Raw genomic sequence first — 23,199 nt, forward strand, 5'->3', positions numbered from 1 at the left:
CTTGGCGGTCTGGAAGCATTCCTCGACTGCCCAGCGGCTGCCCGCGATGCGGATCAGCTCGTCCAGCGTCGTGTCGGCGGGACAGTAGGCGATGTCGCCGTGACGTAGTCGTTGTGGACATGCGTCTCGACGACCCGCGCGATCCGCACCCCGCGCCGCGCGGCCGCCGCGATCACCTGGTCGATGTCGCGCGGCGGGTCGACGGCCACGGCGGTGCGCTCACCGCCCGCGAGATAGCTCCGGTTGCCGAGCCCCGCCACCTCGATCGTGTCGACGAAGAACACGAGGTACTCCCTTCCAGTGAAGAATTACCCCGGGGGGTATATCTTCGACGGTAGCCCGAGTACCCCGGGGGGTATTTTCGGCGACAGGGAAAGCCCCGGAAAACACCTCACGAGCACCGCGCACACGGCCGGACACCCGTCCCGCGCCACACGAACCGACGAGAAGGGCCCACCCCATGCGCTACGACCGCACGGTCCACCTCCACACCGACTTCGCCACCGCCGTCGCCCGCACCCGCGACGCCCTCGGAGAGCAGGGGTTCGGCATCCTCACGGAGATCGACGTCGCCGCCACCCTCAAGGTCAAGCTCGACCACGACATGGAGGACTACGTCACCCTCGGCGCCTGCAACCCGCCCCTGGCCCACCGCGCCCTGGAGACCGACCGCTCGATCGGCCTGCTGCTGCCCTGCAACGTCGTCGTCCGCCGCGACGGCGACAACACCGCCGTACAGGCCCTGGACCCGGGCACCATGGTCGCCCTCACCGAACTCGACGCCCTGCGCCCCGTCGCCGAGGAGGCCACCCGCCGCCTCGACGCCGCCCTCGCCTCCCTCGCGGCAGCCGACGCCGACAGCTGACACCACCCCGAGCGACGGCATGATTCCGATACCGGGATCGCACACCCCGCAGGTCGGTCCATACCACCACGGGCCCTCCGGCGCGCCCGGCTCGACGCCCGCGCCGCGGCCCTTGCGGCCGAGCCCGACGACCGGCCCAGGAACGCACCGTCCTGTCGCCGGTCGCGGATCAGGTCTTCGGCCTGGGCTCCTGCACCGCAGTCCTCACCTACATCCTGGCTTTCGGCAAGCGGCCTGGTCGGCCGCCCACGGGAGGTCCGGCTGCGAGCTACCGCCGGCTGGTGTCGATGTAGGTGCCGTGCCAGGTGTGATACCAGACCTGTCCGGTGGAGGAGTTGACCGACAGCATGCCGGTGATCTTCCCGGACTGCATGGTGTGCAGGGTGTAGTAGCCGGGGTAGGACTCCGGATCGCCCGCGGTCAGTGTGCTGTCGTGCTCGTGGAGCCACTGCCGGCCGATGCTCCGGGCATGCGCGGCCGAGATGTGGGCCGTGGTTCGGATGCCGTGGTGCATGCCGTAGTCGGTGTTCCACATCATCGCCGGCCCGTACTCGATCTGCACGGCTCCGTCGGCGGGGTTGACGAGGACCTCGGTGGCAGGGTGGCCGTCGGTGGTTTGCAGTTCGGCGTAGAAGTTGCGGAAGAACTGCATGATCTCGCCGACTTGCAGGCCGAGCCGGTCGGCGAACGCTGTCGCTCGCTGCCGGGCGTGGTCAAGGGTCTGCACCTGGTTGCCGTTGCCCGCCAGCCACCAGTTGCCCATCATGCCGTTTCCCATCATGCCGGGCCCCCAGGAGCCCGAGGCGCCGCCCATCATGCCGGAGCCGCTCTCGCTCCACACGTCTGCGCCCCACCCGCTGGTCGGGCCGGCCGGAGTGGACGGGTCGTCAGGATTGCCTGGTGTGCTGCTGCCCGGGGCGGTGGGGCTGGCCGAGACCGCCGGGATGCGGAGGGCATCTCCACCGGTGGAGATGCCGCCGTTCCCGCCGCAGCCACCGATGGCCACGGTGCCCGCAAGGGCCAGGGCCGCCACAGCAGCGACATGTACACGCCTGCGGATCATGGTCATCGCCTCCGGGGGCCGGTCCCCGTCGGTAGCCGCCTCGCCGCGGCCGAAGGTGTCTCTACCTGACAGCCTCCTCCGGGCGAGCGGCCGACAGCCGGGGCCATTCGGCCCGCACCCCGCCGCCGACCGGCCCACACGTTCCCGTCCAAACCCCTCGCTCCTTGGGTGTGGCGGGCTCATAGGACTTCGACGTCGCTGTGGGACAGCGCCGGGCCAGAGGGGCGCGATGCCAGGCCCCGTCGCTTTCACGCTCTTATCGTGGAACAGCACAGTGACGCTCGGTACCCAGGCAGACAGGCAGGATATGAGAAGCCCGCAGATCGACTATGCGGCGGTCTTCCGGGCCCTGCCCGGCATGGTGGCCCTGCTCACCCCCGACCTGGTGTACGCAGACGCCAACGACGACTTCCTACGGCTGGCCGGGCGTACCCGCGAGCAGCTGCTGGGCCGCTACATCTTCGACGTCTTCCCCGAGAACCCGAACGACCCGGCCGCGGCCGGCATGAGGGAGACACAGGCGTCGATGCTGCGGGTGGTGGCCACCGGCGAGCGCGACACGATGGCACTGCTCCGCTACGACATCGAGGATCCCTCGCGGCCCGGCCACTGGCAGGAGCACTACTGGAGCCCGGTGAACGCACCCGTTCTCGACTCCGACGGGCAGGTGGCGCTGGTTGTACACCGGGTGGAGGAGGTCACCGAACTCATCCACGCCCGCGGCGGCCCGAGCGGCGACAGGCAGGCCCGGGTGCTGGAGGCCGAGCTGTACACCCGCGCCCGCGAACTGCACGAGGTCAACGAACGGCTCCGCCGGGCGCACGCCCACGAGCGCGAGGTCGCCCTGACCCTGCAGGCAGCGATGCTGCCCGCGCCCGGCCCGACCGGGCCGCACGCAGCGGCCGTGCGCTACCGGCCCGCCGTCGGCACGCTGAACGTGTGCGGCGACTGGTACGACCTGGTCGACCTGCCCGGCGACAACCTCGCGGTCGCGGTCGGAGACGTGGTCGGGCACGGCCTCGCGGCCGCCGGGGTCATGGGGCAGCTGCGCAGTGCCCTGAGCGCGGCCTGCCGGGTCGCCGACGGCCCCGCCCAGGCTCTGGAGGCGCTCGGCCTGTACGCCCGTTTCGTCGACGGCGCCGAGGCGACCAGCGTGGCGACGACCTTCGTCGACTGGGACAGCCACACCATCACCTACAGCTGCGCCGGTCACCTGCCGCCCGCGCTCGTGCACCCCGAAGGCACCGTCACCTTTCTCGACCAGGCCACCGACCCCCCACTTGCCGCCCGCCCCGAACACCTCTCCCGCCCTCAGGCCGGCACGCCCTTCACCGAAGGTGCCACCCTCGTCCTCTACACCGACGGCCTGATCGAACGCCGTGACGAGGACATCGACACCGGCCTGGCACGCCTCGCCGACTCCCTCACCCACCACCGACACGCAGCTCCCGAGACCATGGCCGACGCACTCCTGACCGACCTCCTACCGCCCACCGGCAACACCGACGACACCGCCCTGATCGTCCTGCGACTGTGACCGTCCCAGCCGACGGCTCGACACCGACCCGCGCGCGGTAGGCAGGTCCGCCGGATGAGCGTGGCCTCCCTCTGGCGCCTACGGCTCCGATCCGGTCCGCTTTCGTCGGGTCCACATGCGTACGGTGCGCTGGTCGGCGCGGACAATTCCCGTCGACGTGCTCGACCTCGACAGCGTCACCCAGGTACGCACTTACGGTCCCGTCGGCATCACCCCGCCATGGACCATCGCGCCTACTACGGCGAGCAGACCAGCCCATACCCGCACAATCCGTGACGGAATATAACCATCGGTACCGCCGTGGGCCCCCGTCGCCCAAGACACACCGCGACCAGGGCTGACGGCTGCCACGCGGGCCTCAGCCCTGGCTTCACTCACGCTTCCTTCCTCTGCCTCTGCGCGCGGTCGGCCGACGTTCGAGACCCCAGAGCGCCCTCGCGTGCGGGCGCGACTCCAACGACTCACGGCCTCTACACTTGAAGAGTTCTTCAATTGACTAGTTGCGTTGGTCGACAGATGATCCGAGGTATGGAGGTCGGGGTGGGCGCAGTCGTCGAGGCGCTGCTCGCGCGGGTGCGGGCGGCTCGGGCCGGGCTGGCGGCCGCTGTGGCGGCCGAGGACCCGTACGCCGTGGCAGTGGCACAGGACGAGCTGGACGACGCGGTGCGATTCGCCCGCAGGCACGGGCTCGACGTCGAGGTCGAGCGGGCGGACGAGGAGTGATCGGGATGCCGGTTCCGCTGTACGAGGCGAAGGCGGAGTTCTTCCGGATGCTCGGGCATCCGGTGCGGATAAGGGTGCTGGAGCTGCTGCAGGACGGGCCGAAGCCGGTGCGCGACCTGTTGGCCGCGATCGAGGTCGAGCCGTCGAACCTGTCCCAGCAGCTTGCCGTGCTGCGCCGCTCGGGCATCGTGACCGCCTCGCGCACCGGCTCCACGGTGATGTATGAGCTGGCCGGCGGTGACGTGGCGGAGCTGCTCGCCGCCGCGCGGCGGATCCTTGCCGTCCTCTGGTCCGGCCAGCGGGATCTGCTGGACGAGCTGCGGGCCGCGGAGCCCTCACCGTGACGAGCGAGGGAGGCTTCCGGCTTCCGTGCCGGCGCGGCAGGTCGGCAGCCGTGATCGAGGATGTGCCGCCGGCGGTGCAGCGGCACATCCTCGTCTCGGTGAAGGTGGGGCCGGACACGGTCAGGCGGACTCGCGAGGCAGTGGCCCGGCGCCTGCCGGACGCGGGCGTCGCGCTGGACTCGGCGTTCGCGGACGCGGTGCTCCTGGTGACCAGTGAGCCGGTCACCAATGAGCTGCGGCATGCCGCCCACTCGCCGAGCCGACCGTCGACCACGACGGCAAGGTCGTCTTCGTACGGCCCCGGATGCCGTCGTAGAGCACGCCGGACCGGATCAAACAGGGAGTCACTCCGGTGAACGGAGAAAAGAAGAAGGAGCGGGATCGCGAGAGCCGGGAGGAGCGCGGCGTGTGGCTGCGCACCTTCTTCTACATTTTCGGCACCCACATCATCGCGGGCTGGGTGATGCTGCTGTTCTACCTGGCGGACCACGCCGGCAAGTGACCCAGATCAAGGTCGACAGCTGTGTCCGCAGACAGGACTTCCTTACGTGACAGCTGTCGTGGGACACCACGACCTCACCGCGCCCACCTTGGCGATGCTGGAGGAGGAGCTGCGCAGGCGCCTGGCCGACTGCGCGCGAGCGGGCAGGTCAGGCCTGGTGCGGGCTGGGCGGGGCTGCCGGTGGCCTTCGGGCGGGCCGCTCGCGCGGCGGAGCTGGTGACGGTGGTGCCCTCCGGGAACGGTGTGCCCGAGGCACTTGAGACGCATGACCGGCGAGCGGCCGGGGAGCTGCTGTTGCTCTCGCAGCAGGTGCGGCTGCTGGATTACGACCCGGGTGCCCCTGATGCCTGCGCAGGAGCGGACGAGCTCCTGCTGGGCTCGTGTGCCCGGCTGCTGGCGGTGTGGGACGGCTCGCCGTCCGACAGCCGTGACGCCACAGCCCGGTTGGTCGCCTTCGCCCGCGGCAAGGGGGCTTGACGCGGGCCAGGGTGTTGTCGGGGTTGAGTTCGACGCGGGTGGCGATGGTGCCGCGCCAGCCCTCGACCAGGCCCACCCCCGTGCGGGGGCCCGCGCCGGGATCGGGCGGGGGCGCCGGCACCGTCTTCGAGGCTCGGAGGTCGGCTGCCAAGTACTCGATCAGGGCGAGGGATGTGTCGATCTCCTCGGCGCGGACGAGGAAGCGGGCCAGGACGTCGCCGCTGTCGTGGACGGGGACGTCGAGGCTGCTGCCGTAGGGCGTGAAGGGGTGGGTGATCCGGGCGTCGGCGGGGATGCCGCTGGCGCGGGCGACGTAGCCGAGGCAGCCGATCTCCTGGGCGGCGTCGGCATGCAGGATGGCGGTGCCGGTGAAGCGGTCGCGGACGGTGGAGTGATTTAGGGCGAGGTCGGTGATCTCCCGGATGTCCGCGCCGATGTTCTTGAGCCGGGTCGGGTCCGGCAGTGTGCGCAGGGCTGAGCCGCCGGGGACGACTGCGCCGCGCAGCAGCCGGTGGCCGGTGGTCTCGTGGTTGAGGCGCAGGAGTTGTTCGCGAATGCGTTGGGCGTGGGCGTTGAGGATGCCGTGGCCGACGTCGTTGCAGAGCATGCCGAGGTCGGCGACGTGGTTGTGGACGCGTTCCAGTTCCAGGAGGAGGGCGCGGGCGCGTTGGGCCTCGGTGGGGACCTGGGTGTCGGTGGCTTCCTCGACGGCGAGGCAGTAGGCGAGGGCGTGGCCGACGGCGGTGTCGCCGCTGATGCGCTCGGCGAGCGGGAGGCCCGCAGCGACCGTACGGCCCTGGAAGAGTTTTTCGATGCCCTTGTGGACGAACCAGAGGCGGGCCTTGAGTTTGAGGATGGTCTCGCCGACGACGGAGAAGCGGAAGTGGCCGGGCTCGATGAGGCCGGCGTGGACGGGGCCGACGGGGATCTCGTAGACGCCGTCGCCCTCGACTTCGAGGAAGGGGTAGGGGCCTTCCTGTTCGCCGAAGGCCGGTGGGGGGCCGGCGTCGGGGCGCATGGGGTACCAGCCGCGTGGCCAGTGGAAGTGGCGTGGGAGGGGGTGGTCGAGGGGGGCGATGCCGAAGAGGTCGTGCATCTCGCGTTCGAAGCGGCCTGCGGGGAAGGAGAGACGGGCGAGGGAGGGTACCTCGGGGTGGTCCGGGTGGAGACGGACGTGGAGTTCGGTGCGGGTGTCGGGTGGGCCGGAGGTGAACAGGTACACCACGCGCGGGCCGGTCTCGTCGATGTGCGCGGCGACCAGTGCGAGTCGGTGGCCTTTGGTGAGCAGGTCCTCGGCATGCTGGGGCAGTGCGGTGAGGCTGATCCGGTAGATCGTGCGCATCGGTGTCAGTGGCCTCCGATCGCCTGGGCGGCGGCGTGGAGCAGGTCGGTGAGCGGACCGGTGGTGAGGCCCAGCGCGGCGCAGGCCAACAATCCCGGCAGCAGGGGCCAGTCGGTGACAAAGCCGGGTTCAACTGGTGTTCCGGGGCCCAGGAGCATGCGGGCGGTGCGGGCGGCGAGCGCGGCGAAGGCGATCAGGACGAGCAGGAGGGCTGCCGCGGTGGCCCAGGCCAGGCCGCCTCCGGCGGCGAAACCGGCGCGGACGATGGCGAGTTCGGAGGCGAAGGGGCTGAACGGCGGGAACGCCATCAGTGCGGCGATCGCGAACCCGAACGCCCCGGCGAGCAGGGGGGCTTGGGAGTGCAGGCCGCGAACACGTCCGATCCGCACCGTGCCGGTCAGCTGCAGGATCCGGCCGGAGGTGCAGAAGGCGACGGACTTGGCGAGTCCGTGGCCGGCGATGTGGAGCAGGGCGGCGGACAGGGCGAGCGGACTGCCGATCGCTGTGGCCAGGGCGATCAGGCTCATGTGTTCCATGCTGGAGTAGGCCCGCATCCGCTTGTAGTCGCGCTGGGCCAGCAACAGGCCGGCCGCCAGGGCCAGGGTGAGCAGGGCGATCCCGGTGAGCAGGGCGCGGGTGAAGTCAGGTCCGAGGGCGGCGTCGGCGATGACCCGGTAGCGCAGGATCGCGGCGAAGGCGACCGCCAGCAGGACACCGGACATGAGTGCGGAGACCGGGGCGGGGGCCTGGCTGTGGGCGTCGGGCAGCCACGCGTGCAGCGGGATCAGGCCCGCCTTGGCGCCGAAGCCGAGGACGATCAGGGTGATGCCGAGCCGGGTGACCGCCGGGTCGAGGCGGTCGGCGCGGGCGACGAGGGTGGGCCAGTCCAGCGCCCACGCCTCGGCGATGCCGGCCTGCCGGGCCGCGTAGTAGATCAGGACGGTGCCGAGGAAGGCGAGCGCGATGCCCGCCGAGCAGATCACCACGTACTTCCAGGCGGCCTCCACCGAGGTGCGCGTGTGGCGGTGGCCGACGAGGAAAGCGGTGACGATGGTGGTGGCCTCGACTGCGACCCACAGCACACCGAGGTTCGCCGTCACCACCGCCAGACACATGGCGGCCAGGAACGCCTGGACCAGGACGTGGTAGCGCCACACTGTCCGCTTGCTCGCCCATCCGGCGGCCCGTTCGCCCGCCAGGTACGCGGGGGTGGAGCCGCAGGCGACCAGCGCGACCGCGCCGACGACCAGCAGCATCCAGGCGGTCAGCGCGTCGGCGCGCAGGAGCCCGGAGTACGCCGTCCGCGGGCCGTCGTCGACGACGGCCGCCGCCAGCAGGCTCCCGCACAGCAGGATCACGGCAGGGGAAAGGAGACCGGCCCAGTCCGCCGGATGCCGCTTTCGGGGCTTCCTCGGGAGCGGGTGCCTCGGCGACCAGGACCGGAGCCTGTGCGGACACCCGCCGCCGGGTCTCGGTGCGTGCCGCAGCGAACTCTGCGGCGTGCGGGCGGGTGCGCAGGCCGGTCAGTGCATACACCCCGGCGACCACCAGAGGTAGGGCGGAGGGGGCGGTGAGGAGCAGAGCGGAAGCGATGGGGCTCATCAGTCGTGCAGCTCCCGCAGGTCGTCGATGTCGGTCGTGCCGAACGCCTGTCGCATCCGGGTGGTGAGGATCTGCAGGACGAGGACCGCGAGGAGGACGTCGAAGGAGACGCCGAGTTCGACGATGAGCGGTACTCCGGAGGCGGCCAGGAAGGCGGTGGCGGTGATGCCGTTGTCCAGGAGCAGGAAGCCGACGATCTGGGCGAGGGCACGGCGGCGGGTGACCAGGACGAAGAAGCCGATCAGGACGACGGCGAGGCCGACGGGTAGGGCACGGGTGGCGGGGGTCGGGTTCAGCGCGGTCAGGGGCCGGGCGACGGCGTAGGCGAGCAGGGTCAGCAGGGCGGCGGTCAGCAGTGAGGCGGTGATGTTGACCAGGGGTTGCGTCTCCCGGGTCTCCGCGCCTGCGGTGTCGTGGCGCTGGCGGTCCTGGGTGAGCGCGGCCAGGGCGCGCCGTATGAGAAGAGGCAGGACGCCCGCCCTCAGCACCCCGATGCCCACACCGACGGCGATCAGGTCCCAGCGCGCTTCGTGGGCGCCGAGCAGGACGGCGATGGCTGCGAGGGCGACGCCCTGTGCGGCGAAGACGCGGACGATCGCGGCGAGTTCGCGTCGCCACAGCACGATCACCGCGGCGAGCAGGAAGGCTCCGCAGGCCAGGTCGAGGAGCTGGGTGTACAGGCCGCCGCTCATGAGGCTCCGGTCAGGAAGTAGGAGGCGGTCACGGCGAGCAGGGCCAGCAGGAAGGACCCGGCGAGCAGCTCGGGCACCCTGAACAGCCGTACCTTGGCCCGGAGGACCTCGGCCGCCGCCAGCACCGCGCCCAGGGCTGCGGCCTTCACCACGAACAGCACCAGCGCGATCGCCAGGGCGGCCCAGGACGCGCTGGTGGCGATGCCCCAGGGCATGAACAGGGAGGCCAGCAGGCCGAGGAGCAGGGTGAGGCGCATCTGGGTGCCGAGTTCGACCAGTGCAAGGTCGGGGCCCGCGTATTCCAGGACCATCGCCTCGTGGATCATCGTCAGTTCGAGGTGCGTGGAGGGGTTGTCCACGGGCATCCGCCCGGTCTCCGCGAGTACGGCGACGGCGAGCGCGGCGGTGGCCAGCAGTCCGGCCGGGGAGGCGAGCCGCGCTGGTCCGTCGACGGCGCCGGTGACGATGGCCGGGATGTTGGTGGTGCCGGCCGGTATCGACAGGGCGAACACCGACAGCAGGATGGTCGGTTCCACCAGCGCGGCCACGGTCATTTCCCGGGAGGCGCCCATCCCGCCGAATGCGGTGCCGGTGTCCAGCCCGGCCAGGGCGAGGGCCAGAGTGCCCAGCGCGATCAGGGCGCCGACCAGGATGAGGTCGGCGTGGCCGCTGACGGGTGTGTCGGTGGACAGCAACGGTACGAGGGCGGCCGCGACCACCGTGGTGGCGACCAGCAGCGCGGGTGCGGCGCGGAAGGCCGGGCCGGTGCCTACGGGGGTGATCGCCTCCTTGCGCAGCAGCTTGCGGGCGTCGCGCCAGGGCTGGAGCACCCCGGCCCCGGCCCGCCCCTCCAGGCGGGCCCGTACCTGTCGCATCCATCCGGTCAGCAGGGGCGCCCCGGCGCCGACGACGACGATCTGGCCGACGACGGCCGCGTATCCGATGCCGTTGTTCATCACCAGCCGACCGCCAGTACCACCAGCAGGACGACCAGCCCCGCGAAGCCGTAGCCGAGATACAGGTGCACGCTGCCCCCCGCCAGCCGCCTGGCGGCCCGACCGGTGCCGGCCAGGGCCCGCAGCACCGGCTCGTACAGCCGGTGTTCGATCCGGTCGGGCACCCGGTGCTGGAAGCGCACCCGTTCCACCAGGTACGCCGACTCGCGCACCGGTGTGACGTTCACGTCCTGCTCGGGCGCGAGGACGTCGTCGAAGACTCGCTGCAGCGGCTCGGCGAACGAGGTCGCCGTGTAGGCCATGCGCGGGCTCGGCGCCCCGCCGGCGCAGTCCCACAGCCGGGCGTTCACCCGGCGCCGCCTGTGCTGGTACAGCCGGGGCAGGCCCACGGCCAGCGTGAGCGCGGCGGTCAGGGCGGCCGGCACCCACAGTGGCGACAGCGTCGCGGAGACATCGGCCAACCTGACCCGCAAGCCGCCGCCCGACACCGCCGTGCTGCCCGGCAACCCCGTCGCGGCCACGGCACGGTCCAATCCGTCGCCGAGCAGCCCGGGTACCAGCGCCAGTGCCACGCACGCGGCTGCGAGCAGCCCCATTCCGGCCAGCATCAGGGGCGGTGCCTCCTTCGCTTCGGCGGCCCGTTCGCTGCGTGGCCGGGCGGAGAAGCCCACGCCGAGCGCCTTGACGAACACCGCCGCCGCGATCCCGGCGGACAGCGCGATCAGCGCCACCGAGAGCGGCAGGACCACGGCCACGGCGACGCCCGGCACCTCCAGGCCGTGGATCAGGGACTGCAGCAGCAGCCACTCGCTGATGAAGCCGTTGCCGGGCGGCAAGGCCACGGCACCGAGCGAGGCCAGCGCGAACAGCCCGGCGGTGGCCGGCATCCGGGCCCGTAGCCCGCCCAGCCGGTCGAGGTCGCGCACGCCGGTTGCCCGCAGTACCGACCCGGCCGCGCAGAACAACAGGGCCTTGAAGGCGGCGTGGTTGACCACGTGCAGCAGCGCCGCCGCCAGGGCGAGCGCCGCGAGTCGCATGTCGCCGTAGGCGGCGTACAGCCCGGACGCTCCGACACCGATCAGGACCAGTCCCATGTTCTCGCTGGTCGAGTAGGCCAGCAGCCGCTTCAGGTCCGAGGCCATCGCCGCCTGCAGGATCCCGTACACCGCGCTTGCGCCGCCCACCGTCATCAGCCCGAGCCACCACCCGTGTCACGGATCTTGCGCAACAGCCCCATGAACCTCTCCTCGTACGGTGAGGACGTCTCCGCAGGTGATCAACGAGCCTTCCCGCGGCCGGAGTTACGGCACTTCTGGCGCTCTGCCTCAAAGGCGGACCCCGGAGGGGGAGGCGGCCGCCTCCCGGACCGAAGAGCGCTGTCCAGCTCACGGGAGACGGCCGCCGTATGCGGGCCGTTGTCAGGACGGCGGTTTGCCCTGGGTCTGGGCGGCCTGGAGGTCGGCGAGCAGTTCGGCCTGGCCGGTCAGTACCCCGGAGAGGATGGTGCGGGCGACCCGCAGCAGCTCGGCGACGTGCGGGCTGGTGAGCGAGTAGTACACGGTCGAGCCCTCCTTGCGGGTCACGACCAGGTTCGCCCGTCGCAGCACCGCCAGCTGCTGGGAGAGGTGTGCGGGCTCGATGCCCACCTCGGGCAGCATCTCCGCGACCGCGTGCTCCCGCACGCTCAGCAGCTCCAGGACCCGGATGCGTGCCGGATGCCCGAGCGTCTTGAAGAACTCGGCCTTCAGTTGGTACAGAGGCGTACTCACCGGGCCGCCTCCTCCCCGCAACAGCAGCACGGCATGGCCGGCCGGACCTCGGTGCATCGTATCCACCCACTCGTCACAGACATGCGGCCCATCCTCGCCCGCAGAGCCGGCCACGCCGAATCCGCGCTGAGACACCGGACCACCGATTTCCAGCGGTGATGACCTCAGTAATTGCTAACATTAGCAATTACTGAGGTGTGCGAGGGAGGTTTGCGTGAGGATCACTCCACTGCGCGGTATCGGCGTCACCTGGTTCAAGTGCCCCGGATGCCGCCTGAAGTGCCGCCCGGCCGCCGTCGGCGAGGAGGGCAGCTGTCCGGGCTGCGGCCATGCCCGCATGCTGAAGCTCTCCTTCGGCGGCCGCACCGCTCAGCAGCCCGCGCGCAACGACCGCGACTGATCCGCGCACGGCAGGCCAGTGGGGGGAGGGGTGCGATGAGCGGCTGGGAGGACCAGTCCGGCAGCGGGGTCCGTTTCGAGTGGGGTCCCGCGGGTGCGGCCCGCCTCGCCGAGCAGGCAGCCTGCCTGGCCGTGGTCGACGTGCTGTCGTTCACCACGGCGGTGAGCGTCGCCACCGAGAAGGGCATCCGTGTCCTTCCCTTCTGGTGGCCCGCTTCAGGCGCCGGTGACACCGAGCACGCGGGAGCGGCCATGGCCGCCGAGGCGTACGCCCGCCAGTCGGGCGCCCGGCTGGCCGCCGGACGCCACGCCGTCACCCCCGATACGCCGTGGTCGCTCTCGCCCGCGCATCTGCGTACCGCGCCGTTCGTGGCCCGTCTGGTGCTGCCCTCGCCCAACGGCGCGTCCATCGCGGCCGCCACCCCCCGCAGCGTGCCGCTGGTCGCCGCGTGTCTGCGCAACATCACCGCCGTCGGCGGCTGGCTCACCGAGCGTGGCTACGGCTCCCCCAGGCGCCCGGTCGCCGTCATCGCCGCCGGAGAGCAGTGGCCGGACGGCCGGCTGCGCCCCGCCGTGGAAGACCTGATCGGTGCCGGTGCCCTCATCAGCGACCTGCACGCGCAGGGCGCGGGTCCGCTCTCCGTCGAGGCCGCCGCCGCGAAGGCGGCCTACGACGGCACCGCCGACCTCGCCCACGCGGTCGCCGCCGGCGCCTCGGGCCGCGAGCTGATGGCGCTGGGCTTCGCGGAGGACATCGCGATCGCCACGCAGGAGGACGCCTGCACGTTCGTACCGGTACGGGACGGCCACGGCGCCTTCGCCCGCGGATGACCCAGCAGCGTCAACGGTCGGCGTCCGCCACAGACCAGCCGGTGGTGCGCCACTCCTGGCGTTCCTCGCCCTGGTCCGTCTTCTGCTCCCTCCGGTGTGCGGCGAGCGCTGCGGCCAGGTCCGCGTGGACCGGGATGGGCGGGCAGTCACCGTTCGGGACGAGGGAGCCGTCGGCGGGGATCGCGGCCAGTTCCAGGCTGCGGCCCGCCTCGGCGAGGCGGCGAGCGGCGTCGGTGATGGCCAGCTGCCCCTCCGTCGACCAGCTGCGCAGCTCGGTGAGATCGACGACGACCGGGCCGGTACCGCGGGCCAGGGACCAGCCGATGGCTCCGCTGAAGCGGCGCACGGCATCGGGGCCGAGGTATCCGGCGACGGAGAGGACGCCGAGATCGTCCTGGACGGTGTAGCGCCAGTCGATGGTCATGATGGTGCACTTCCTTGCGCGGGTCGGGTGGCGGGGGTCTGCGCTGCGGTCAGAGGGGGAGGGTGATCCAGATGCTCTTGCCCCGGCCGTCGGCGTCACCGCGGACGACGGCGGTGCCGCCCAGGGTGATGACGAGTTCCATGACGGTGCCCAGTCCGCTCGCGCCCGATCCGCTGACCGCCCCGTACAGCGGCGGCTGGTAGGGGTGGCGGTCGTGCACGGCGAAGGCCAGGCAGTCTGCGCCGGCCGCGTAGATCACGGTGACCTGCGGGGAGAGCGCGGCGGCGTGCCGGATGCTGTTGGTCACCAGTTCGCTCAGGATCAGCAGCGCCGGATCCACCGTGGGGTGCCGCAGGCCGATGCCCCACTCGACCAGCGCCTGCTCGGCCCTCTGTCTCGCCAGGCGGACGGCGGACGGCTCGCTGGGCACAGTGAGCACGTGCCGGTGGGGCAGCGCTTCGAGCCCGGTGGACATCAGCCCTCCACGCGGGCGAGACGGAAGGCGGTGACGGTCTTGGGGTGGATGCGCAGCAGGGTGTCGTGCGGGCCATGGGCCCAGCCGGGCAGGGTGCGGCGGTAGTGGGCGGCCTCGTTCATCTCGGTGATCACTTCGGCGGGGCCGGACAGGGTCACCGTCCAGCCGGTGCCGGTCACGACCCGGATTTCGTCCACCTGGTACGTCACCGCCTCGGGTACGACGGTCGCCTGGACGGGTGCCCGGACGATCAGGCGCCCGTATTCCCAGATGTGCCGGGCAGGCCGTACGACGGTCTGCTCCCGCTGCGTGTACACCAGCCGCCCGAGGCTGCTGCCCTCCACCAGCCACAGCGCCTCCGCGCCAGAGACCTCGACCATGCGCAGGGCCGCAGGGGGAAGCGTCATCGGGCAGGCTCCTCATGGGTTTCGGGGGACGTCGCGGCGTTCGGGTTCGTCGTCTGCGGGGCGGCGTCGGCGGGGAAGACCCCTGCCAGTTCCAGGTGATCGCGGGCGGCTCTGATCGCCTCCGGGGTGGTGGCGTACTCCCGGCCGTCGTGCCGCAGCAGGTCCAGGGCGCCGACGGAGTCCAGGACCTGGCGATGGCCGGGGCGTATGCCGGAGGCCAGGACGAGGATCCCGCGCCGGGTCAGCTTCTCCACCGCGCCCTTGAGGACGAGGGCGCCGGTGGCGTCCATCGTCGACACCCGCGACATGCGCAGGATCACCACCCGGACGTCGGCGACCTCGGTCAGCTCCAGCAGGAAGCGGTGCGCGGCCGCGAAGAACAGCGGCCCATCGATGCGGTACGCGACGATGTGCTCGGCAAGCAGGGCGTGTTCCTCGGCGCTGTGGTCGCCGCGGTCGAGGGGCACCTGGTCGAGGCGGGCCTGCTTGGCCACCGCCCGCAGGGCCAGGGCGCCGGCGACGATCAGGCCGATGATGACGGCGTAGACGAGGTCCAGGGCCAGGGTGGCGCCTGCGGTGAGGACGAGGATCAGCGCGTCGGAGCGGGTGGCCTTGGCCATGGCCCGCAGGGAGCCGACCTCGACCATGCGGATCGCGGTCGCCAGCAGCACACCCGCCAGCGCCGCCAGCGGGATCTTGGAGACGAGGGGTGCTGCCGCGAAGACGATGACGGCCAGGATCGCGGCGTGCGTTAGGGCGGCGAGCCGGGAGGTCGCGCCGGTGCGGACGTTGACGGCGGTGCGGGCGATGGCGCCGGTCGCGGGGACACCGCCGAACAGCGGGGCGGCGATGTTGGCAAGCCCCTGGCCGAACAGCTCCCGGTCGGGGTCGTGCTGCTGGCCGACCGTCATGCCGTCGGCGACCGACGCCGAGAGCAGGGATTCCAGGGCGGCCAGCGCCGCGACGGCGAGCGCCGGGGCGAGCAGAGAGCCGAGTGCCCCCGGGTCCAGGAAGGCGAGCGAGGGAGCCGGCAGACCGGATGGCAGGTCACCGATCGGCTTCGCAGCGTCCAGGCCGGAGAGCTGGGCCACGATCGTGGCCCCGATCACGGCGAGAATGGAGAAGGGGACCGTGGGCCGTAGGCGTGCCCCGATCAGCATGACGGCAGCGACTGCCAGGGCAAAGGCGACGGCAGTCCAGTTCGGGTTCTTCGCGAACTCCTCCAGCGCGCGCCAGGTCACCACGAGGACGCGGTCGCCCTCGGGCTTGGGCACGCCAAGGGCGTTCGGAATCTGCTGCAGGCCGATGACGCAGGCGATGCCGAGAGTAAAGCCCTCGACGACGGGTGCGGGCACATACTGCATGTACTTGCCGGCCCGCAGCACCGCCAGCGCGACGAGCATCACGCCCGCCATCAGTCCGACGGTGAGCACCCCGCCGGGCCCGTGCTCGGCGACGATCGGCACCAGCACCACCGTCATCGCCCCGGTCGGCCCGGACACCTGCAGATTGGACCCGCCGAACACCGCCGCGAGCGCACCGGCGACCACCGCGGTCGCCAGCCCCGCCTCGGCGCCGAGCCCGGAGGAGACACCGAAACCGAGCGCGAGCGGCAGCGCGACGATCGCCACCGTGAGGCCGGCCAGCAGGTCCCGGCGCGGATCCCGGCGTGTCTCCGCCAGATCGGTACGGCCGGGCAGCAGCGCGGTGAGCCGAGCGACGACGCGGCCGAAAGAGGCCCTCATCGCGCGGCGACCTCGGCTTCCCGCAGTTCGGCCAGCAGTTGGTTCTGCCCGTTGAGCATCTCGGTCAGGATCCGGCGCGCGGCCTGCATGAGGTCGGCGACGTCCCCGCTCGCGAGGGCATAGACCACGGTCGAGCCGTCCCGCTGCGAGGTGACGATCCCAGAGCGACGCAGCACCGCCAGCTGCTGCGACAGGCTGGAGGGCTCCACCTCGATCTCCGCGAGCAGATCGCGTACCGGCATCGGCCTGTCCTGCAGCAGCTCCAGCGCCCGTATCCGTACCGGATGCCCCAGCAACCGGAAGAACTCGGCCTTGGCCTGGTACAGCGGAACGGACACGGCTCCTCGACTTCCCCGACAGCACCCCACACGGGGCGGGCACACCCTGTGCCCGCGACAACCTGCCAACACAGTCAACACAGCATCTAACGAATTGCGAAATTTTGCAATTCAGCATCCTGTTATCGCCTGGGTGACTGCTTCACGGGCGGGGCAGCGGGTCGAACGGTCAGCGGCGGATGCGGGCCGAGTCGGGGTGTCCGGCCGCCCGTCATCAGATGCGGATCAGGCCTTCCTGACCACGCTGGACTTGAGCTGCATCGCCCCGAAGCCGTCGATCTTGCAGTCGATGTCGTGGCCGTCGACACCGTCGACCAGCCTGATGCTGCGCAACTTGGTGCCGGCCTTGATCCCGGAGGGGCTGCCCTTCACCTTGAGCGCCTTGACGACGACCACGCTGTCGCCGTCCTGCAGCAGATTGCCGACGGAGTCCTTGACGACGCGCTCCGCAACGGCGTCCCCGGCCTCCGCCCCGCTCTCGGCCGGAACCCATTCGTGGCCGCACTCCGGGCACACCACCAGGGCGTTCATCTCGTAGGTGTACTCACACGAGCACTTCGGACAGGGAGGAAGATTCTCAAGCATCCCGTCAGGATATCCGGCCCGGACGTCCTGCCCGGCGGGCCGGCTCGCGGCCTCAGCACCGGGACATGCAGAGGTCAAGCGCCTTGTGCAGGACCTTGTCGAGCGGGTGGTCCCACTCGCCGAGGTACTCGACGGCTTCACCGCCGCCGCCCACCTTGAACCGGGGGGGACATCATCCGCCACGCGATGGCGTTCTCCGGCCGAACCTCGCGTTCGCGGCTGGTGGCAGCGCCCACAGGAACACCAGGCCGCTGTCAATTCTCTGCACCATAAGGGCATCCCCGCCCAGAGCGCCTGCGTGGCCCTCGCTGGAGCCGGACCTCGGCGGTCTCCTGCTCGCCACTCGACATTCACGTTGCTCCCGCTGCCGGGCCTGCCCCCTCGTCGTCAGGAACAGGAGCGCGGCATTCCCCCTCCGTGACGGCGTGGCTGGTCCGATCGGGGACTCCGCCGGACGGACGCGTCGAAGCCGGTATGGGGCCGCACGGACCACATGAGTACCGATCGGCCCAGTGCACGAGTCGACCCGAGGAGCATTCTCGAAGAGAGGGCCTCGAAGGAGGTCGGAGGGAACCCGCGTTCGCGGTTCCCGGTGTGCGACCGGCTGAAGCCGCCCGCCGAAAGGACATCGAAGGACATCGCTGGAGGAGCGCCGGCGATCAGGAACGAAGGAACGACGCCATGGCCAGAGCAACATGGACCACGCCAGATGTGTTCGCCGGGCGGGGAGGCGCCCGCACGGACGAGGGCGGCGTGATGAGCGGCAACCTGACCCTACGCACCACGTGGGACGGCGTTCAGGCCGATGTGGCGGTGCGGTACACCGGCACTTCCCAGTGGCACACCCTCGCCGGCAGTCCGGTGCCCTGCCCGTCCGAGCAGGACAGCAGGCAGTTGCACCAGGCGGCGGTGGATGCCGTGCGGGCCGGCGGCGGCGCGACCGTTCCGCGGCACGACGGGGTCGGCTGGCCCGTCGGAACCCGGTGATCCTCAAGAGTGGCAGCCAGGCAGTGGCACGCACCGTTAGACGAGGGTGCCCCGCCCCGGGACTACGGCGGCAGAGAGTGAAGTTCCCGCAGAGCGGGGGCGAAGCTGAGGGTCCCGATGGCCTCGCCGCTCAGCGCCACGAGTCGGGAGCGCAGGCTGGTGCGGCGGCCAGGGCCTCTCGGTGCCGAACCTCGAAGAGGCTGCCGAAGGCACTCGGGTCCCGGCTGCCGACGACGCCGAGCGAGGCGGTCCGCGACTCGCTATCAGGCGGAGGGACGGACGCGGCGGTCGACGCCGCGTCCGGTTCCGGTCCGCGCCCTCCGGTACGGGAACTCGCCGCCCGTGAGGTCTTCGCCGGGTTGAGGGGCTCGCCGACGGAGGCGATGAAGCGCAGGGCCGACAGGTCGTGGGGGCGTGGCAGGTCGTACGGGCCCTGGCGCGGAGTGGCGCGCATCAGCATCCGCAGGGCCGTGGGCGCGGTGTACCAGACACTGACCCGCTGCTCGCCGAGGATCCGGTACCAGCGCCGGGCGTCGTAGTCGCCCTCGTCGACGACCACCGTCACGCCGTGGACGAGCGGGGCGACGATCCCGTACGACATGCCGGTGACCCCAGCCGGGATCGGCGGTGCACCAGTACACGTCCTCGGGGTGCAGGTCGAGGGCGTACGCGGCCGTGGCGTAGTGGGCGACGACGGCCTCGTGGACGTGGACCGCGCCTTTGGGGGTGCCGGTGGTGCCGCTGGTGAAGTGCAGCAGGGCCATGTTCTCGGGCGAGGTCGGCGGGATGGCGAAGGTGTCCGGGGCGGCGGCCATCAGGTCGTCGAAGGAGGTGGTGCCGGGCAGTTCCGCGGCGCCGGGCCCCACGATCAGGACGTGTTCCAGCCCGGGAACGGACGCGCGTCGCTCGGCGACCTTGCGCCGGTAGAGGGCCGCGGTGGTGACCAGGACCCGTGCGTCCCCGAGACGCAGCCGCTGCTCGACCGGGTCGGGGCCGAAAGCGGAGAAGAGCGGGCAGAGCACACTGGTGTTCTTCAGCGTGCCGAGCACCGTGGTGTACAGCTCGGGGCTGCGGCCGAGCAGTGTGAACACCCGGTCGCCGCGGCCGCCCCCGAGGGACCGCAGGACGTTGGCGAAGCGGGCTGTGCGTCGGGCCGGTTCCGCGTACGTGACGGTGGAGACGGAGTCGTCCCGGGCGACGCAGCGCAGGGCGGCCTTGTCCGCGTGGTCGGACGCCGCGTGCCGGTCGACCGCCTCGTGGGCCATGTTGAGCCGGCCCCCGGGCGGCCCGGCCAGCTCGGTGCGCGCCTGTGCCCAGGTGAAGTCCGAGCGGGCCCGCTCGTAGTCGGCGAGACGGGGTGGGACGACGGATGTGGTGTCCTTGCGGATGGTCTCCCAGTGCATCGGTGCTCCTCCCGGCACTGCGGCCATGGGACCGGCCGGCCCCGTTCGGGCTCCTGGTTCCGGGCCTCTCTCACTCCCGGTGCAGCACGACCTTGAGGGCACCCGTGGTGGTGCCCTGTGCGAACACCTCGTAGGCGTCCTCCATCCGGTCGAGGCCGAAGGTGTGGGTGACCAGCTGGGAGACGGGTAGGCGTCCGTACCTCATCAGCTCCAGCAGCCACGGTGTGGAGGACGTGTCCACCTGGCCCGTGCTGATCGTCACGTTCTTCCGCCACAGGGACTCCAGGTGCAGCGTGGCCGGTCTGCCGTGCGTCCCGATGTTGGCGATGTGCCCTCCCGAGCGGACGGCCTCGGTGCACAGGACGAAGCCGTCCGGTTCACCCGATGCCTCGACGGCGACGTCGGCGCCCGGTCCCTCGGACAGCTCGGCGATCATCGTCCCCGGCAGTTCGGCTGCATCGGCCCCCAGGCGGGCGGCAGCTTCCAGCCGGGCGTCGGACAGGTCCACCACGATGATCCGACGGGGCGAGTAGAGCCGTGCGACGACGGCCGTGGCGAGACCGACGGGACCGGCGCCCACCACGACGACGGTGTCCCCAGGGCCGACGTGTCCGTTCCGCACCCCGACCTCGTACGCGGTGGGGAGGACCTCGGCCAGCAGGACAGCGTCGTCGAGCGGGACCGCCGGAGGCCTTCGGTAAGTGGAGTGGTCGGCGAAGGGCACCCGCACGAACTCGGCCTGGGTTCCGTCGATCTGGTTTCCCAGGATCCAGCCACCGCCCCCACGGCATTGCCCGCGCCGGGTGTCCCGGCACGCCTGGCAGTAGCCGCAGGCCGAGACGGACGACACGATCACCTGGTCGCCGGGGCGCAGTCCGTGGACGGCGCGGCCGACCTCCGTGATCTCGCCCACCGCCTCGTGGCCGAGGACCGTTCCCGGCTTCACCTCTGGGAGGTCACCTCGCAGGATGTGCAGATCGCTGCCGCAGACGGTGGCAGCGTCGACACGCACGATCGCGTCGGTCGTCTCCTCCATCGCGGGGTCCGGGACGGTGTCCCAGGAAATGTGCCCCGGGCCGTGATAGACGAGCGCTCGCACGGTACTCACTTCCTCGCTCTGCCTCCCTCCACGGTCACCCCGGCAGAACACCCCAGCAACACGGACCTCCGGGTCGCCCGCGTCCACCCGTCAGTCCGGCTCCATGTAGGGGCGACGGAAGACCGGTGCCTGGCCGGTGCCCCAGGGGCGTACGGCTGCCAGCGCTCGGGCGACCGCGGACTCCAACGGGCCACCGGTGTCGACGGCGACGGCCTCGGGCCACGCGGGTTCCCCGGCCGCCATGGCGGTGGCGATGTCGAGGTCGGCGTCGGACGGGCCGGAGGCGCGCGCCCTCAGGCGGGCCGCTGACACGTCGTCCGGGACCTGGCAGTGCAGGGCCATCAGGTCGGCGCTGGTGCGTTCGGCCACGCGCCATGCCGCTTCACGCTGTGCCGTGTCGGACCAGGACGCGTCCAGAACGACGGACTCGCCGGCGGACAGCAGGACGGCCGCGCGGTCGAGGAGGGTGGCGTAGGTCCTGGCGGTCCACGCGGGGGTGTACAGCCCTTCGCCGTAGCCGGCCGCCGCGGACTGCTCCGCGGGAATGCCCGCCAGTTCCTTGCGGACGCGGTCGCTGCTGAGCAGGGTGACCCCCAGCCGGTCGGCCAGCGCACCGGAGAGGGTGGACTTCCCGCTGCCCGGCAGCCCACCGACGACGGTCAGGCCGACGGCGGAGGTGCGCAGGTGGCGCAGCGTCGCCGAGACCAGCCGTCGTGACGCCGCCTCCGCACCGGGCGCGCCCTGGCGGGCCTGGATCAGGGAGACCTTGGCGCGCACGAACGCGCGGTAGGCGACGTAGTGGTGCCACAGCGACGCGGGAGCCGGATCACCGGAGTACTCGCTGTACTGCGCGAGGAAGTAGGCGGCGGCTTCCGGGGCGCCGAGCTGTTCCAGGTCCATGGCGAGGAAGGCGGCGTCGTCCAGGCCGTCGACGTAGCGCAGCCGGTCGTCGAACTCCAGGCAGTCCAGGACACGGGGGCCGTCATCGAGGCAGAAGATGTCCTCGGCGAGCAGGTCCCCGTGGCCGTCGACCACCCTCCCTTGCTCGATACGGGATGCGAACAACCGTTCGCGGCCGGCGAGATAGCGGCGAACCAGCCGTTCCACCTCCGTCACCCCGTCGGGCACGGAGCCGTCGTCGGCCGACGCGTGCACTTGCGCGAAGCTGGCCTCCCACCGCGAGGACAGGGCGTCCCGCGTCCCCTGCTCGTCAGCGTCCCGGTTGCGGGGCGCGTCCGCGTGCCACGCGGCAAGGTGCCGGGCGACGGCCCGGAGGACGTCGTCCAGGGCGGCCCCTTCTCGTACCAGGCGGGACAGGCGTCGGTCCGCCGGCATGCGCCGCATCACCACGAGGGGTTCAGGCGCCTCAGTGCCGGGGCCGCGGAACTCGCCCAGACCCAGGTAGACATCGGGGGCGAACCGGCGGTTGAGTGCGACTTCGCGTTCGCACGCGGCCCGGCGCGCCGCCCGCGTGGTGTAGTCCAGGAATCCCAGATCCACCGGCTTCTTGACCTTGTAGGCGTGGTCCCCGGCGAAGAACACGATCGCGGTATGGGTCTCGCACACCTCCGCGCGCGGCGGCCGCTGCCGCGGGTGGCCGGGCTCAGTCATGGGGAACGACGGCGACGGGGCAGCGTCCGTGATGGATGGCGGCGTGGGCGACGGGACCCAGGTGGGGTGCCACACCGTGCCGGTGCGCGCGTCGGCCGACGACCAGCAGCGCGGCGCCTTCGGCAGCCCGCACGACGGTCTTGGCGGGGCTCGCGAGACGGATGCTGTCGGTCACGTCCACCTGCGGGTACTTCTCGTGCCAGGTGCGGAGTGCCTGGCTCAGCTCCTTGTGCGCGTCCTTCGTCATCTCTTCGGTGACGTCGTGGTCCACGCCCCAGGGCATGCGCGCGTGGAGCGGCACGCTGCGGCCGTGGACGGCGAGGAGGGAAACGCCCCTGGCGGCGGCGGTGTGGAACGCGAAGTCGAGCACCTCGTCGCAGGATCCGTGCAGCTTCAACGCCACCACCACGCGGCTGGCGGGTGCGGCGGCCGATCCCTCCTCCGGGGCGGCACGAACCAGTACCACGGGCCGCTCGGCCCGTGCCACGACCGGCATGCTGATGTCGCCCAGGAAGTAACTCTCGAAGGCGTCCAGCCCACGTGAACCGAGCACGAGCATCTCGGACTCCGAGGCGGCCTGGAGCAGTGCCACCTGGGCGTCTTCGGCGACCAGGTTCCCGACGACGACCAGGCCCGGATGGTGTGCCTGCAGCTCGGCCCGGGCGGTGTGGACGAGACGTTTCGCCCAGTAGTTCTGGTCGATTTCCGACGGGGCGCGGGCCGGTTCCGGCGCCAGCAGTGGCCATGCGTGCAGCAGGCGCAGCGCGAGCCCGCGCTTCTCGGCCTCGTCGGCGGCCCAGTGGGCGGCGGCAAGGCTCTCGGGTGAGCCGTCCAGGCCCACGGTGACGACTGGTTGCATGGCGGCGGCCTCCATCTCGTACGAAGCTGGATACGACGGTGGATGACGGTGGACGAGTCCGATGCCGTGCATGCTCCGGACGTCGCCGACATGCCGAGCGCGGTGCTTCCCTCCTTCGAGGAGTACCCCAATCTCCTTCCCGGCGCATGTGGAGCCGGGGAGGA

25 protein-coding genes and 2 pseudogenes are annotated in these 23,199 nt (G+C 71.6%); 8 read left to right on the top strand and 19 right to left on the bottom strand.

The genetic code is table 11. From position 1 onward, the window contains the following. Positions 1–98: 98 nt before the first annotated feature. Positions 99–284: pseudogene (locus ACZ6D7_RS41365) on the bottom strand (MBL fold metallo-hydrolase); the annotation flags it as partial. A 176-nt stretch (positions 285–460) separates the two neighbouring features. Between ACZ6D7_RS41365 and ACZ6D7_RS41370 the strand changes: the two are divergent. Further along, positions 461–865: a DUF302 domain-containing protein gene (locus tag ACZ6D7_RS41370; RefSeq protein ID WP_469502439.1), complete on the top strand. Its 405-nt coding sequence runs from the start codon at positions 461–463 to the stop codon at positions 863–865. 268 nt (positions 866–1,133) lie between these two features. Here the strand turns inward: ACZ6D7_RS41370 and ACZ6D7_RS41375 are convergent, their stop codons facing one another. Continuing rightward, a complete protein-coding gene (locus ACZ6D7_RS41375; protein ID WP_469502442.1) occupies positions 1,134–1,928 on the bottom strand; it encodes a hypothetical protein in 795 nt (264 codons plus the stop codon). A gap of 307 nt (positions 1,929–2,235) precedes the next feature. Between ACZ6D7_RS41375 and ACZ6D7_RS41380 the strand changes: the two genes are divergently transcribed. From ACZ6D7_RS41380 to ACZ6D7_RS41395, 4 genes are all read left to right on the top strand, one after another. Continuing rightward, positions 2,236–3,465: a PP2C family protein-serine/threonine phosphatase gene (locus tag ACZ6D7_RS41380; protein ID WP_469502446.1), complete on the top strand. Its 1,230-nt coding sequence runs from the start codon at positions 2,236–2,238 to the stop codon at positions 3,463–3,465. Between the two features lie 540 nt (positions 3,466–4,005). Further along, positions 4,006–4,188 (top strand): hypothetical protein, encoded by a 183-nt coding sequence (locus tag ACZ6D7_RS41385; protein ID WP_469502448.1) that lies wholly within the window; start codon positions 4,006–4,008, stop codon positions 4,186–4,188. 5 nt (positions 4,189–4,193) lie between these two features. Then, complete coding sequence (locus ACZ6D7_RS41390) at positions 4,194–4,532, top strand: ArsR/SmtB family transcription factor (protein WP_469502451.1); 339 nt, start codon at positions 4,194–4,196, stop codon at positions 4,530–4,532. Between the two features lie 352 nt (positions 4,533–4,884). Then, positions 4,885–5,034 (top strand): DUF6126 family protein, encoded by a 150-nt coding sequence (locus ACZ6D7_RS41395; RefSeq protein WP_469502454.1) that lies wholly within the window; start codon positions 4,885–4,887, stop codon positions 5,032–5,034. A 148-nt stretch (positions 5,035–5,182) separates the two neighbouring features. Here the strand turns inward: ACZ6D7_RS41395 and ACZ6D7_RS41400 are convergent, their stop codons facing one another. The 6 genes from ACZ6D7_RS41400 to ACZ6D7_RS41425 form a co-directional block, all read right to left on the bottom strand. Then, positions 5,183–6,853 (bottom strand): hydrogenase large subunit, encoded by a 1,671-nt coding sequence (locus ACZ6D7_RS41400; RefSeq protein WP_469502457.1) that lies wholly within the window; start codon positions 6,851–6,853, stop codon positions 5,183–5,185. A gap of 5 nt (positions 6,854–6,858) precedes the next feature. Next, positions 6,859–8,211, bottom strand: a complete 1,353-nt coding sequence (locus tag ACZ6D7_RS41405; RefSeq protein ID WP_469502459.1) for a proton-conducting transporter transmembrane domain-containing protein — start codon at positions 8,209–8,211, stop codon at positions 6,859–6,861. 243 nt (positions 8,212–8,454) lie between these two features. Then, positions 8,455–9,147, bottom strand: coding sequence for a hypothetical protein (locus tag ACZ6D7_RS41410; protein ID WP_469502461.1), 693 nt, complete (start codon positions 9,145–9,147; stop codon positions 8,455–8,457). Beyond that, a complete protein-coding gene (locus tag ACZ6D7_RS41415; RefSeq protein ID WP_469502464.1) occupies positions 9,144–10,103 on the bottom strand; it encodes a respiratory chain complex I subunit 1 family protein in 960 nt (319 codons plus the stop codon). Before ACZ6D7_RS41415 ends, ACZ6D7_RS41410 begins: the two co-directional genes overlap by 4 nt. Further along, entirely contained in the window at positions 10,103–11,293 is a 1,191-nt protein-coding gene (locus tag ACZ6D7_RS41420) for a proton-conducting transporter transmembrane domain-containing protein (protein WP_469502467.1), read from the bottom strand. Before ACZ6D7_RS41420 ends, ACZ6D7_RS41415 begins: the two co-directional genes overlap by 1 nt. A gap of 228 nt (positions 11,294–11,521) precedes the next feature. Next, positions 11,522–11,872 carry an ArsR/SmtB family transcription factor gene (locus tag ACZ6D7_RS41425; protein ID WP_469502470.1) on the bottom strand — a complete coding sequence of 117 codons (351 nt, stop codon included), beginning with the start codon at positions 11,870–11,872 and terminating at the stop codon, positions 11,522–11,524. Between the two features lie 214 nt (positions 11,873–12,086). On the opposite strand from ACZ6D7_RS41425, the gene ACZ6D7_RS41430 reads away from it, so the two are divergent. Beyond that, positions 12,087–12,272 (top strand): hypothetical protein, encoded by a 186-nt coding sequence (locus tag ACZ6D7_RS41430; protein ID WP_469502473.1) that lies wholly within the window; start codon positions 12,087–12,089, stop codon positions 12,270–12,272. Positions 12,273–12,307: 35 nt separating this feature from the next. Further along, positions 12,308–13,102, top strand: coding sequence for a 2-phosphosulfolactate phosphatase (locus tag ACZ6D7_RS41435; protein ID WP_469502476.1), 795 nt, complete (start codon positions 12,308–12,310; stop codon positions 13,100–13,102). A 10-nt stretch (positions 13,103–13,112) separates the two neighbouring features. On the opposite strand, the gene ACZ6D7_RS41440 is transcribed toward ACZ6D7_RS41435, so the two are convergent. The 6 genes from ACZ6D7_RS41440 to ACZ6D7_RS41465 form a co-directional block, all read right to left on the bottom strand. Further along, complete coding sequence (locus ACZ6D7_RS41440) at positions 13,113–13,526, bottom strand: STAS domain-containing protein (RefSeq protein ID WP_469502479.1); 414 nt, start codon at positions 13,524–13,526, stop codon at positions 13,113–13,115. A 49-nt stretch (positions 13,527–13,575) separates the two neighbouring features. Beyond that, entirely contained in the window at positions 13,576–14,001 is a 426-nt protein-coding gene (locus ACZ6D7_RS41445) for an ATP-binding protein (RefSeq protein ID WP_469502481.1), read from the bottom strand. Then, a complete protein-coding gene (locus tag ACZ6D7_RS41450) occupies positions 14,001–14,408 on the bottom strand; it encodes a pyridoxamine 5'-phosphate oxidase family protein (RefSeq protein ID WP_469502484.1) in 408 nt (135 codons plus the stop codon). The genes ACZ6D7_RS41445 and ACZ6D7_RS41450 overlap by 1 nt, the downstream gene beginning before the upstream one ends. Continuing rightward, on the bottom strand, positions 14,405–16,153 hold the full coding sequence (locus tag ACZ6D7_RS41455; protein WP_469502485.1) for a SulP family inorganic anion transporter: 1,749 nt from the start codon (positions 16,151–16,153) through the stop codon (positions 14,405–14,407). Before ACZ6D7_RS41455 ends, ACZ6D7_RS41450 begins: the two co-directional genes overlap by 4 nt. Beyond that, complete coding sequence (locus ACZ6D7_RS41460) at positions 16,150–16,491, bottom strand: ArsR/SmtB family transcription factor (RefSeq protein WP_469502487.1); 342 nt, start codon at positions 16,489–16,491, stop codon at positions 16,150–16,152. Before ACZ6D7_RS41460 ends, ACZ6D7_RS41455 begins: the two co-directional genes overlap by 4 nt. A gap of 225 nt (positions 16,492–16,716) precedes the next feature. After that, a complete protein-coding gene (locus tag ACZ6D7_RS41465) occupies positions 16,717–17,076 on the bottom strand; it encodes a zinc ribbon domain-containing protein YjdM (RefSeq protein ID WP_469502490.1) in 360 nt (119 codons plus the stop codon). Between the two features lie 681 nt (positions 17,077–17,757). On the opposite strand from ACZ6D7_RS41465, the gene ACZ6D7_RS41470 reads away from it, so the two are divergent. Further along, a complete protein-coding gene (locus ACZ6D7_RS41470) occupies positions 17,758–18,063 on the top strand; it encodes a hypothetical protein (protein ID WP_469502492.1) in 306 nt (101 codons plus the stop codon). A gap of 130 nt (positions 18,064–18,193) precedes the next feature. On the opposite strand, the gene ACZ6D7_RS41475 is transcribed toward ACZ6D7_RS41470, so the two are convergent. The 5 genes and pseudogenes from ACZ6D7_RS41475 to ACZ6D7_RS41495 form a co-directional block, all read right to left on the bottom strand. Then, positions 18,194–18,664 carry an AMP-binding protein gene (locus ACZ6D7_RS41475; RefSeq protein ID WP_469502609.1) on the bottom strand — a complete coding sequence of 157 codons (471 nt, stop codon included), beginning with the start codon at positions 18,662–18,664 and terminating at the stop codon, positions 18,194–18,196. A gap of 61 nt (positions 18,665–18,725) precedes the next feature. Beyond that, a pseudogene (locus tag ACZ6D7_RS41480) lies at positions 18,726–19,493 on the bottom strand (AMP-binding protein); the annotation flags it as partial. Between the two features lie 43 nt (positions 19,494–19,536). Next, complete coding sequence (locus ACZ6D7_RS41485; protein ID WP_469502612.1) at positions 19,537–20,565, bottom strand: alcohol dehydrogenase catalytic domain-containing protein; 1,029 nt, start codon at positions 20,563–20,565, stop codon at positions 19,537–19,539. Positions 20,566–20,655: 90 nt separating this feature from the next. Next, entirely contained in the window at positions 20,656–22,176 is a 1,521-nt protein-coding gene (locus ACZ6D7_RS41490) for a bifunctional aminoglycoside phosphotransferase/ATP-binding protein (protein ID WP_469502495.1), read from the bottom strand. Beyond that, positions 22,169–23,035 carry a universal stress protein gene (locus tag ACZ6D7_RS41495; RefSeq protein WP_469502498.1) on the bottom strand — a complete coding sequence of 289 codons (867 nt, stop codon included), beginning with the start codon at positions 23,033–23,035 and terminating at the stop codon, positions 22,169–22,171. The genes ACZ6D7_RS41490 and ACZ6D7_RS41495 overlap by 8 nt, the downstream gene beginning before the upstream one ends. Between the last annotated feature and the right edge of the window lie 164 nt (positions 23,036–23,199).

The organism is Streptomyces sp. NPDC041784 (assembly GCF_055591025.1).